Here is a 12007-nt window from a genome sequence, read left to right on the forward strand (position 1 = left end):
CAACTAGACGGGGCTTTTTGCTGGGCAAGTTTTAACAGGCGGGGGAATACTTGGTGTAAGGGAAGTTATCGCACTGCGTGAAGTCAAAACAAGAAAACTCCCTGTAGGGCATTTTACAGGGAATCTTCTTATTAAAGGTTGTAGAAAGAGAATGCTAGGAAGAGCTATCAGACATATAGACGATTTCTCCACCGACAATTGTCATCAGTACCTCTGTGTCAGCTATTTCAGCAGGTGGGACAGTGGTAATATCTTTTGAAAGCAGTGTCATATCTGCAAGCTTTCCGGCAGTGAGCGTACCACGATGTTTTTCTGACCGACTGCATAATGCCGCATGGCTTGTGTAAGCGGCAACAGCTCCATATTGAGTGGTGCATTGTTCCGCTCCGAGAACATGGCCGTCTCTTGTTTTTCGTGTAACTGCTGTCTGGATGGATTCTAAAACCTGTACTGGAAGAACTGGCGTATCAACGTGCATTGTAAATGGCAGTCCCATTGACTCAGCTTCACCTGCCGGATTCATACGTGCAGCTCTTTCCGGCCCTACAAAGAGCTCTTTATGACGGTCACCCCAGTTGTAGACGTGCATGCAAAAGAAGCTCGGGATGATGCCGCAGGTGCGCATGCGTTGCAGATGACCTGTGTGAGCCATTTGCGAGTGAATGAGCATATGGCGATTATCGTGTTGCGGTGAGGCGGCTTGCGTTTTTTCTATAGCCGAAATGATAGTTTCAATTGCCGCGTCACCGTTGCCATGAATGGATATATGATGACCCGCCGCATGATATTTTTGTACAAGAGCTTCAAACTCTTCTACCTGCATGACAAGCTCACCTTTCCAATCGTCGTGTCTCGCATAAGGGCTTAGCAAAGCAGCTGTTTCTGCTTGGATTGAGCCGTCAATAAAGAGCTTCACTCCACCGATAATGACTCGCGTGTCGCCCATTTCTGTTAGCGGAGCGGGCTGTATAGTGTCAAACGCATCAGGCATTGCAGAAAGAAAGACTCGTAAGGGCAGTCTGTTTTCTGCTTCAAGGGTTGCATAGCTGTCGTAAACAACATCGGGCATTCCCTCGATACCAAGTCCTGCATCGTGTACGCCGGTGATTCCTCTCTGGTTAAATTCCTTAACCGTTTCTTCGAGTAAACTTAGATACGTTTCGGGATCAGGTGTTTCTAGTTTTGAAACAATATTGAACCATACCGTCTCATCAAGTCGCCCTGTAGGATTGCCTTGGGAATCCTTATGAATGACTCCGCCTTCAGGGCATGGTGTATTTTTAGTAATCGAAAATTGCGCCATTGCACGTGTATCTAAAAAACCAAGGTGTGCTGATATGTGAATAACTACGACTGGTTTATCTGTGGTTACTCGGTTCAGATCTTCACATGTAATCTGGCGGTTGTCTGTAAGGAGAGTATCATCATAACTGTAGCCAACAATAATAGGGGCATCAGTATTTGCAGCATGGTCACTCAGGGTTTGAATGAGTTCATCAATTGTCATACAGGCACCTAGGTATGCATACTGTCTAAAGATAGCGTACATAGAAAGATGGTTATGAGTTTCGTTGAACCCCGGGAAAAGTGCTGCTCCTTCTAGGTCTATTGTTTTAGACTCCGACCCTGCAAGGTTAAGCATGGCAGCCGTACTACCTACTCCAAGAATTCTGCCTTTTTCTGTTACAAGCGCTTGTGCTTGGGGAAGAGCTGGGTCCATGGTGACAATTGTGCCATTTCGGTAAAGTGTTTTCATGGTTATCCCTACGCTTCTACTTTTGCGTCTGGCAGCAGTGCTGTTTTCTCTTTTCCGAAACTTAATCCACCCAGGAAGTGAATGCCGATAATGGCAGCCACACCGTAAAGAAGGTAGCAGCCCATAACCGTCAGGGCGGACATGCTAGGAATTATAGGGGCAAGCAGACAAAGCATAGGGAACGTTGCGACAACAATTGCTACGTTGAAGAAGGCCAGTTCCATTGAAACACTTGTTGAATAGTCCGGATCAACAATACGGAGTAAGAGAAGGCCGTTTGCGGTGGCTCCGCAGCAGCAACCGAACTGGGTAATCATACGTTCAGGGCCAAGGTGTTTCAGTTTGCGTCCGCATGTCCATATAAGGATAAAAGTGACGGTTGTGGCAGCAATGCAAACCAGAAGAATAGGCACGATATACGCGGTAAGGATTGAGAGTTTCACGCTCATGAAGCTGGCAACAAGCATGACATCAACGGACAGGCTTGTAATATGTTTCTGGACTCCACTGTCGAGGAGATGAACGCATCCGAGTTTGGTCATAATGAATCGGATAATTAGGCATACAACTAAGCCATGCAGAAAGAAGAAGCCCCAGCTGCACATGGTGCCGATTCCCGGAACATCTTTAAGGTTCGGAACAGCCCATGAAAGCCAATGATAGGTTATGAAATAGGCAACTCCAAGAATTGCAACATGTACTGCCAATGTGTCGATGTTAGAAGGGTGGGTTGTTTCATGGCCAATGGCATGTTTCTTTTTATCTGTGTAAATGCCGCGCAGAAATTCTTCAGTAATTTTTGCTTTTTTGTTTGTGTTAAAGTTTTTACCTACGACCCAGCGGGCAACAGGAACGCCCATAATAAATGCTACAATGAAACCTATGTTGGCATAGATGAGACCCAATACACGAGTGTCTGCAAGTCCGAAGTTGTTTTCCCACATGCCGCCGATGGCTAAACCCTGACCGGGGCCTTGTGTGAATCCGTGTGTGACCAGAAATCCGTATGCAGGATCAAGGAAATTTGGACTGAAGAGGTTGTAACCCCATATGGCTGCGGCACCGGCAGCGGCCTGTAGTGCAAAGCTGGCAGTCCAGATAAGTGTCATCCACATACTGCCGCGCAGGTATTCTTTACGTGAAGATTTAGAAGAAGTTGAGGTGGTCAGACAGAGCGACATAAAGCTGATGTTGAATGCGTGCATGGTAAAGGGGAGGAAGCTCTCAGAGGAGAGATCCCCCATACCTGAATTTACAAGGATAAAGCCTGCTATCCCGCCAAGAATTGCTGCCGGAACAAGATATTGCTGGAAAATTTTAATGTTTGCTCGAATGAAAATGCCCACAAGCAGCATTGCTCCGATGACACCAAGCGTCATAAATCCTTGATATGTTCCTAGCATGTGACCTCCTCAGGTTGCTAAAATAATCAGTGAGGAAACGGTATCTCGGGGTGTTAGGAATACCGTTTGCTTACCTTCTTTTTAACAGTCTGTTCGGAGAGTTGAATGAGGTGCATACCTTAGATGACAGAAGACATTACCTTATTTTAAGACGGGAATTCCCAGAGAGTCTCGGGAAATAGAAAAGCACCCCGAACGGGGTGCTTGGTGTTTTATGCTATGTTTTCCAAAGATGCGTCATCAGGAGGGGAAGTAGACTGAAGCAGTGGGTCAAAGGTCCATTGTGCTTCGATACGAGTCCCTTGATTCGGAGCTGTGCGAAGCGAATAAATACCCTCAGAAAGTTCAATTCGTTCTCGCATACTTACTAGCCCGAGACAGCTGCAATTGCGGGTGCGTCGTGTATCAATAAACTTATCCAGATCAAATCCTTTGCCATTGTCTTCAATACTGAGCTGCAGGGTATCGTCTTCGGATTTAAGAATGAGTGTTACTTCGCTTGCTTCACTGTGTTTAGCGATGTTGTTCAATGACTCTTGAACAACACGGTAAATAATAATGCCGAGCTGCTCGGGGATTAACTCTTCTGTTGTATGGATGCACTTGGTAACCGTTATGTGACGGAAAACTCGCTTGTATTCCTGACAGTACCAGTCCACGGCTTCCAGAACTCCAAAGTCGTCAAGGATGGATGGTCGAAGCTCCATTTGGATTTTCCCGATATGTCGGACAATTTTCTTTACGATATCAATCACAGTGTGAAGGATTTCTTTTTGAGCCGATTGGTTTTCGTGCAGATTCTGAACAACATTCTCTACTCCAAATTTAACTGTTCCCAGAGCAGGGCCAATATCATCATGAAGTTCTGCGGCCAGACGTCTACGTTCTTCTTCAAGTGCATCAAGAAGCTGTGTAGAAAGGTATTTTAATCGCGTTTCAGATTCGGAAATACGCTTCTCATTATTCTTACGATTCGTAATATCTTCTGCCATAACAGCTGCTCGAATTTTGTGACCAGCTTCATCACGGAGATGAATAATTCTTGAGAAGAGCCAACGGATACTATTGTCCGGCGATATCATGCGATATTCAAATGCATTGTTTTCAATATTATCTGTTCCCCATTGGGAGGTGAGCACTTCACGCACCATGTTCTTATCTTCTGGATGGATTTGATCCAAGAGGAGGGAAGGGCTTTGGATCAGGGAGTCGGTATCAGCTTCAAAAGCTGTACGAAATGCTCTGTTAACATAGCTGACAGTGTTTGTGTCCATCTCTACAATGCATAACATTTCTTTTAAATTTTCTGCGAGTAAACGGAAGCGGCTTTCACTTTCGCGTAACGCTGTTTCAGCTTCCAGCCTTTCAAGAATTTCCCGCTGCAATAACTCACTTCGCTGTTTAATTTCTTTTGTGCGTTTCAGAACACGTGCTTCAAGTTCATCGTGTGAGTTTTGTAATCGTTCTTCACGCTTTTTGATTTCATTAATAAAGAAATTAGTAGCCTGTCCCATTGCGGACAATTCATCATTTCCCGCAATGCAAATTATAGCATTACCGCCGTTAACATGGTTTACCATGGCATTTTTAAGCGAGAGCATACGCGCAATGACGGATCGTTTCAGATACAGAATAATGAAAAAAGAACAAAGCAGACAAATAATAGGGAGCATAATAGCTAAATAGTTTGCCGTAGCGAGCTGTGTTGCAAGTTTTTCTGCCTTGTTTTTTATGCGCAGGATGATGTGGGCGTTGACTGCGTTTGTTGAGGTAACAATACCGTTGGAAAGAAATTTGTTTCCAACCAAACGATCTTCCAATTTCTTTTTGAAGTGTACGTTTTGTTTAGACAAAGTAAAAACGCCGTCTTTTTCCTGCCCGAAGCGTCTTATTTCATTAAAGATGGGAGTAAGAAGACTTTTCAGTTTATCCGGAGCGGCGGCTAGCAATGTAGTTATTCTTTCATTGCTGTTCCTGTAATCGTCTTCAAGTCCGGCAATTTCCATCGGGCTGCTTGCTGTATTAGCTACAAGTAAGAGAATTATGGACTGATTAAGAGATTGGAGGAGTGTGCGCGTTAAGCCTGTTTGTGGAAGCTTTTGAATGGCGTTGAGCCTTTCACCAATGCGCCGGATGCGGCGTACGGATTGCGCCATCTGATTTGTATTACACATTTCAAGGTTGATGATGTCAGAAATTTTCGTGATGTTTTGGTGCAGGCTCAGGGATTTTGAAATAAGCTGATCCACTTCTGGGGGTGCTTCGCTTTCCTGTATCTTTGCTACTAACGTATTCCAACGCTCAGCAGCATCTTCAAAATCTTGCGTCAGGGATTCTCGAACAAACTCGTTTGGTGCAGCAAGGATATCTGGGGTAATAGCCTCCATATCCTGTGACTCACGAACGAGAAGAAACGTGTTCATGAGCGAAGGCATGTCTTGCATTGTAATGCTGTTTATTGAATCTGTGACGTTTCTAAACGTGAAGGCAATGACAGTTGCTGAAAGCACGATGCTGACAATAATAACCATGAGTCCTGCTGTGACTCGTGTGGAGATACTTATTTCTGAATGTGAGATCATTGCTGTTTCACCCAGTAGGTAGTGTCCATTGGAGAGAGCAGGCCCCAGCGGGAGTTGTTTATGCCACGTAGTCTACCGTCAATAATAGAGGTGTAAGGCATTGTACCCAGCCAGATAATGGGTTGGTCTTCACGTACTATTTGTTGGAATTGAGCATAAATTTCTTTTCGGCGTGCTGTGTCTGGTTCTTTTGCCGCAGCATCTAAGAGTTCATCCACTTTCGGATTGCTGTATCCTAATGTGTTCGACCAAAGCACATTTCGATGTGCGTTTGTAGAGTGGTAGGTGCGGTGGACTCCGATAACCGGATCTTCCCATGAAAATACAATATCAAAGGTCATATTAAATTTGCCGCTCGCAATCTGCTTTGACCAGACGAGAAAGTCGTAATTTTCTTCTATGATTAAGTCGATTCCGACCGTCCGGCTTAAACGGTGACGCAGGTACTTAAGTAAAGGGATTGCAAGTGCGCTTGCGTTTGGTGGGTATGTCACTTGAAGTGTCATACGTTTGCCTGTTGCGTTGCGTTTGAAGCCTGCTTCATCAAGGAGTTTGTTTGCTTGTTCTATATTAAGAAGATGTGGTTTCTCTGATGGAGCGTAGAAAGGGTTGTCCGCAGGAAGGGGGCCATCCATTGTTCGTGAATTTCCGCGAAAAATCTTATGGGTAATAAAGTTTTTATCAATTGTAAGTGCCAGTGCCTGCCGGACTCGGCTGTCGTTGAAAGGCGGACTTTGTAAGTTTAATCCCAGCCATGCCATTGCTCTGATTCCGTCCAACCCTTCTGTGGTCACCAATAAATGTTTTTGTTTTTTAAGCTGGTTATGATGTTCTTCCAAAGGAGAAAAGCCGGTCACATGAACTTCACCGTTTTCCATGGCCATCGGGATTTCATCCGGTCCTTGAAAAAGTTTGAAGTCGATGGTGTCTAAATAGGGGCGATTTGGAATGAAGAAATTTTTGAAGCGAGTAAGCAGGATGTGATTCTTAGGTTGATTGGCAGCAAGTTGAAATGGACCGGAGCCGACAACGTTCCAATTGGCTGGATGGGTTCGTATGTTTTGTCCGTCGCCATAGATGTGCTTAGGTAAGATAGGTGTGAGCACTGGCGTAAGAATTCGTAGCAATGCAGGATGGTAAGTCTTGAGCTTTAGAATAACTGTGTATGCATCAGGTGTTTCGATTTTTTGTAGCGCAGCGAGCATAGGGAAAAATGGATGGTATTTGCTGACCGTTTCTATGGAAAAGGCAACATCTGAAGAGGTGATCGGCGTGTCATCATGAAAGGTCGCATTCTTTCGTAGGTGGAGTGTGAGTGTGTGATTGTTGTTTGACCATTCCCAGCTTTTAGCGAGATATGGATAGATGATCCCGTCTTTGCCATATCGAACAAGTCCCGCAAACAGCTGTGTCCCGACGAGTCCTGTGAGTGTCCCGGAATGCACAGCAGGATTTAGATGAGCCGGAGTGCTGTTAAGGGCAACCACAAGTGTGCCGCCTTTCTGTGGGGATGCGTTTGACTGTTCCGAGGAGTAGGGGGGCGATGCATATGCCGTTTGCACGATAGAGCAGATTGAAAGAACGAAACAGGCCACGGAAGTAAGAAATAAGTACTGCACAAACTGTTTCATTAGTCCTCCACGAGCAGACCGTACTGGCGGGCATAGTGTGTCAGTTCCACAACGTTGTGCAGTTCCAACTTTCGCATGATGTTAGAGCGATGGTTGTCCACAGTCTTGGGAGAGATGGTAAGCAGGTTTGCAATATCTTTATTTGCATTGCCTTCTGCCACTAATTTCAGAATCTCTCGCTCTCTGTTGGTCAGTGTGTCAAATGACGAATGGTCTTCCGGCTCCTGAGAACGATAGACATCCAGAACAAGACTAGCGAGATCGGAGCTCACATATGATCTGCCACCAAGAATAGCTTGTATAGCGACGTAAAACTCATCCTGATCCGCCATTTTAAGCAAGTAACCGTCGGCGCCTGCTTTAAGAGCTGCCCGTAGGTGCTTCTCAGTGACATGCATGGAAACAACAAGGATTTTTGTATCCGGCGCGATTTGTTTAATTTGTCGTATAGCCTCAATGCCGCCTAATTTGGGCATGGAAAGGTCTATCAGTATTAGAGTGGGCTGGTTATCGCGTACGAGTTGAATGGCTTCTAACCCGTCTCCTGCCTCCCCGATGACTTCAAGGTCTGGCTTGGAAGAGATCAGTGAACATAGCCCTGCTCTAAAAAGTGCGTGGTCCTCGATAATAGCAATGCGATGTTTTGTCATAAAATTCACTCTGTATGGCAGTTGTGAGATGTGTTGTGAAAAACAGCTTTGTATTGAAGTGGTTATCGGTAGTTGTAATATAGTGAGAGAGCCGTTGCGGCGGCACGCGGTTGATTTAGTAACAACGAATCGTGTGTTTTTTAACCGACTGATAGGTTTCGTAAATGTTGTCTGGTTGTGCGAGGTATGTTCAAAAAAAAGATACGATTCTTTGATGTAGTTTCCTACATAGCTTTCTGTCGTAGGTAGCAAATAATTTATTGAATTCCAATGGAAGAGTGCTTTTTTAAAACTGTGTTATGTGAAATGACGCAGATATTTTTATGGCAATTTCTAATGACCATGGTCGCTCTGAAGTCGAAAAGTTTATACGGCAGGGTGCAGTAGTGGGTAAAACTTTGATAGTGTAATTATTTTACTATCTAACAGATCATTATACGATTAAAAAAAGTGAATTAGCAAAATATAGTGAATTTATTTTTGAGTAATCTTTTTCTATCTTTTTTTTTATAAAGCTGTTTTTTTTTAAAATGGTTAACACGAACAACTTTCTTTTTTTGAGTTCATTTTAACTGTTCTGAATAGATGAATCTGAAAAAATTCAAAAGATATGTTTGACAAGATCTGCAATAAATCCTTAATAAAAATCCACGGCATTTGAAATGTCGACATTTAACATCTGTACCAAAATAGCAACTGCTCGATGGGATTTGTAAGATGTCGGCAAAAAAATCAGTTTTTTAAAGAGTAAGTGCTTACGTATAAAGTTTTATTCTCAAACAATATGCCGATGACTTTGTGTGAACACTAGAAGCTTAGTTGTTTTTGTTCCGCTGGTATTCGTGAAAACACTACTACTGATAAAGTGTGTGTGATTTTGGCGAAGTGTACGGCTGTCGCAAGAATTGTTGAATGCTTTGGGTGTACCGCATAACGTCACTGAATTTTTTATCGATATTAGCGACCATAAAGAAGTTGATATCGTTGCTGGGTCCTTTCGGAAACCAGCTTTGACCCTTGATGATTTCGATTCAGCTTGCATTGTGGGAGCGGATATCGAAATCAAAGTTATTTTTTTACTAAAATTTAACTATCTTTTTTTTAAGAGAAAACATCATGAATCTCGCTAAATTTGCACGTCGTGGCTATGTTTCTTCCGCAACTCCACTCGAAGCTGCTCCTGCTTTTTCAAAAGCATTGGGCGGTAAAGTAAACGTATTTATCAAACGTGATGACCTCCTCCCAGGTACATCCGGTGGTAACAAAACACGTAAGCTTGATTTTAGCATGGCCGATGCTATCGAAAAAGGCGCTGACACTATCATTACTTGTGGTGCTGTTCAGTCTAACCATTGCCGTCTTACACTCGCTTGGGCTGTTAAAGAAGGCATGGATTGTCACCTTATTCTCGAAGAACGCGTAAAAGGCAGCTACAAACCAGAAGGTTCCGGTAACAACTTCCTCTTCAACATCCTTGGTGTTAAGAGCACAACCGTTGTTTCCGGTGGCTCTGACATGATGGGCGAAATGGAAAAACTTGCTGCAACTCTTACTGCAGAAGGCAAAAAGCCGTACATCATTCCTGGTGGCGCTTCTAACTCCATCGGCGCACTCGGCTACGTTTCTTGTGCTGAAGAAATGCTTCAGCAGTTCTTCGAAATGAAACTTAAAGTTGATCACGTTGTTGTTCCTTCCGGTAGCGCTGGTACCCACGCAGGTATGGCTATTGGTATGTACGCAAACAACTCCGGTATCCCAGTTTCCGGTATCAACGTAAGCCGTCCAAAAGATGTTCAGGAAGCACACGTTTACAAGCTTGTTGAAGAAACCGTAGCACTTATTGGCGACATCAAGTGTGACGTTCCTAGCTCCGTAATCGAATGTTTCGATTCTTATGTTGGACCAGGCTACTCCCTCCCTACTGATTCCATGATCGAAGCTGTTAAATTGCTTGCTCAGACTGAAGGTATCCTTCTTGATCCAGTTTACTCTGGTAAAGCAATGGCTGGCCTCATTGACCTCGTTCGTAAAGGTCATTTCCCAGAAGGTTCTAACGTAGTATTCCTGCACACTGGTGGCTCACCAGCTTTGTACGCGTACCTCGATACCTTCAAATAGAAAGTACCGTCTCTTTTAGCCGTGCGAAGCTTGTAGCTTTGCACGGCTTTTTTAATATCCAATTCACTATGAACACACTATCGCAACGCTGTATGATGGTGTTGCAAAGGCAGGATCTATGGAAGATTTGACAAAAAAGAAGCTTGATCTGTATGGCGGCGTGTGGGGTGGTCTTGTTCCATTAATGGTACTGATTGTAGGGCTTGTGTGGCTTTCTGTAGCAGAACGTGGCGGAACAAAACCTTTTTGGGCGTGTGCGTGGATGGCTCTTGTTGCGGGACTTTTCTTTGCAAAAAACAAACACGAATATTGTCAGGCAGCAATGCGTGGCATCGGTGATTCCACAGGCATCGTTATCATTACTGCTTGGTTGTTTGCTGGTGTGTTCGGCAAGCTGATGGTTGGTGGCGGTCTTGTAAAAGGTCTTCTTTGGCTTGGTATGACCACCGGCGCACAGGGCGGCCTGTTTACACTGGTAGTATTCATTGCAGCAATGCTTTTTGCACTTGGTACAGGCACAAGTACTGGTACCTGTATTGCGCTGACTCCCGTGCTTTATCCAGCAGGGTACTTCTTAGGTGCAGATCCGGCTCTTCTTGCCACTGCAATCCTTTCTGGTGCTGCCTTTGGTGACAACCTTGCACCTATTTCTGACACAACAATTGTATCCGCTTACACTCAGGGTGCGACTATGAGTGATGTTGTGCGGAGTCGATTCCCGCTCGCAATAGCTGCTGCTACAATTGCAGGTACTATCTTCTTGGTTTTTGGTGGTGGCGGAACCGTACAGTCCCTTCCACAGGTTCAGGCACAGATGAATCCTACCGGCGCGTTCATGCTCATCGCTCTTTTAGTAGTTGTGGTCTCTGCATTGAAAGGACGCCATATTATCGAATCTTTGATCTACGGTAACATTACAGCTGCGATCATCGGCGTTTCCATCGGCAACATGACGTTGGCAGATATTTTCCACGTTCCGGCTGAACGAGGTCTGTCTACAGGTATCATTCAGAATGGTATCAACAGTGTTGTCGGCGCAGCGTTCTTCGCAATTCTGATTCTTGCCGTAACTCAGATTCTTGTTGAAAGCGGCATCATGGAAAACATCTTAGTTTTCGCAGAAAAATTCATGATCGGCACTGTTCGACAGGCAGAGTTGTCAATTATCGGCGTAACCATTCTTGCTTCTATTCCAATTTCCGCAAACGCACCGGCAGAACTTCTTGTAGGTCCAAGTCTTGTGAAACCGATTGGTAAGCGATTTAAGCTGGCACCTGCTCGAAGAGCTAACTTGATGGACTGCGCTGTATGTACAGTCTTCTTCATTCTTCCTTGGCACATCGTAGTGGCAGGTTGGTACGCAGCGGTTATTTCCTCCTCAGAGGCTTTCGGCATTTCAGCACCTCCGATTACTGCTGCTCTTTGTAACCCATATTCTTGGGCTCTCTTTGCGGTACTTATGTTCTCTGCCATCACCGGCTGGAACAGAGCATATGAAGAAAACGAAGAGGGTGACGATACAGATATGGATAACGTTCAATCTGTTAGCGAAGCTGCGTAACAAGCTGCTATTTTAAACAGGATTCATAATAAGCCAGTGCTTCTATAGTGAACCTGTTAGTATGATCGTTTTATTAGGATTACATTGATGTGAGCAGAAGTGGTTCAACGTCCTATAAATATGCAAAATTCGTTGAAGTTTCTGTAAACAAATATTGTCTGTTTCTACCCTGATAAAAAGCTTTTATTGTTAACAAGTTAAGAGTGCCACTTCATTTTCTGAGTGACAAATCTTTGGCATGCATTAGAGCAAAACTACGAAAGTTCGCAAAATGTATTTGACAAGCTTTGTAAATTCTTTTTAAGA

General features: G+C 44.3%; 7 protein-coding genes. 2 read left to right on the forward strand and 5 right to left on the reverse strand.

Annotated elements, in window-relative coordinates:
* Positions 1 to 154: 154 nt before the first annotated feature.
* The 5 genes from MKHDV_RS06705 to MKHDV_RS06725 all read right to left on the reverse strand — a co-directional run bounded on the left by MKHDV_RS06705 (position 155) and on the right by MKHDV_RS06725 (position 8022).
* A complete protein-coding gene (locus MKHDV_RS06705) occupies positions 155 to 1756 on the reverse strand; it encodes an amidohydrolase (protein WP_160713546.1) in 1602 nt (533 codons plus the stop codon).
* Positions 1757 to 1764: 8 nt separating this feature from the next.
* Entirely contained in the window at positions 1765 to 3159 is a 1395-nt protein-coding gene (locus tag MKHDV_RS06710; RefSeq protein WP_160713548.1) for a sodium/glutamate symporter, read from the reverse strand.
* A 212-nt stretch (positions 3160 to 3371) separates the two neighbouring features.
* Positions 3372 to 5741, reverse strand: coding sequence for an ATP-binding protein (locus MKHDV_RS06715; RefSeq protein WP_160713550.1), 2370 nt, complete (start codon positions 5739 to 5741; stop codon positions 3372 to 3374).
* The gene (locus tag MKHDV_RS06720; protein ID WP_160713552.1) at positions 5738 to 7372 is read right to left on the reverse strand and encodes an ABC transporter substrate-binding protein; all 1635 of its coding nucleotides are present in this window, start codon (positions 7370 to 7372) and stop codon (positions 5738 to 5740) included. The genes MKHDV_RS06715 and MKHDV_RS06720 overlap by 4 nt, the downstream gene beginning before the upstream one ends.
* A complete protein-coding gene (locus tag MKHDV_RS06725) occupies positions 7372 to 8022 on the reverse strand; it encodes a response regulator transcription factor (RefSeq protein WP_160713554.1) in 651 nt (216 codons plus the stop codon). The genes MKHDV_RS06720 and MKHDV_RS06725 overlap by 1 nt, the downstream gene beginning before the upstream one ends.
* A 1116-nt stretch (positions 8023 to 9138) precedes the next feature.
* Between MKHDV_RS06725 and MKHDV_RS06730 the strand changes: the two genes are divergently transcribed.
* Together MKHDV_RS06730 and MKHDV_RS06735 are read left to right on the forward strand one after the other, a co-directional pair.
* On the forward strand, positions 9139 to 10140 hold the full coding sequence (locus tag MKHDV_RS06730; protein WP_160713556.1) for a D-cysteine desulfhydrase: 1002 nt from the start codon (positions 9139 to 9141) through the stop codon (positions 10138 to 10140).
* Between the two features lie 118 nt (positions 10141 to 10258).
* Complete coding sequence (locus tag MKHDV_RS06735) at positions 10259 to 11701, forward strand: Na+/H+ antiporter NhaC family protein (protein ID WP_160713558.1); 1443 nt, start codon at positions 10259 to 10261, stop codon at positions 11699 to 11701.
* Positions 11702 to 12007: the final 306 nt, after the last annotated feature.

Origin of the sequence: Halodesulfovibrio sp. MK-HDV (genome assembly GCF_009914765.1) — a bacterium.
In the GTDB taxonomy this organism is placed as follows: Bacteria; Desulfobacterota; Desulfovibrionia; order Desulfovibrionales; family Desulfovibrionaceae; genus Halodesulfovibrio.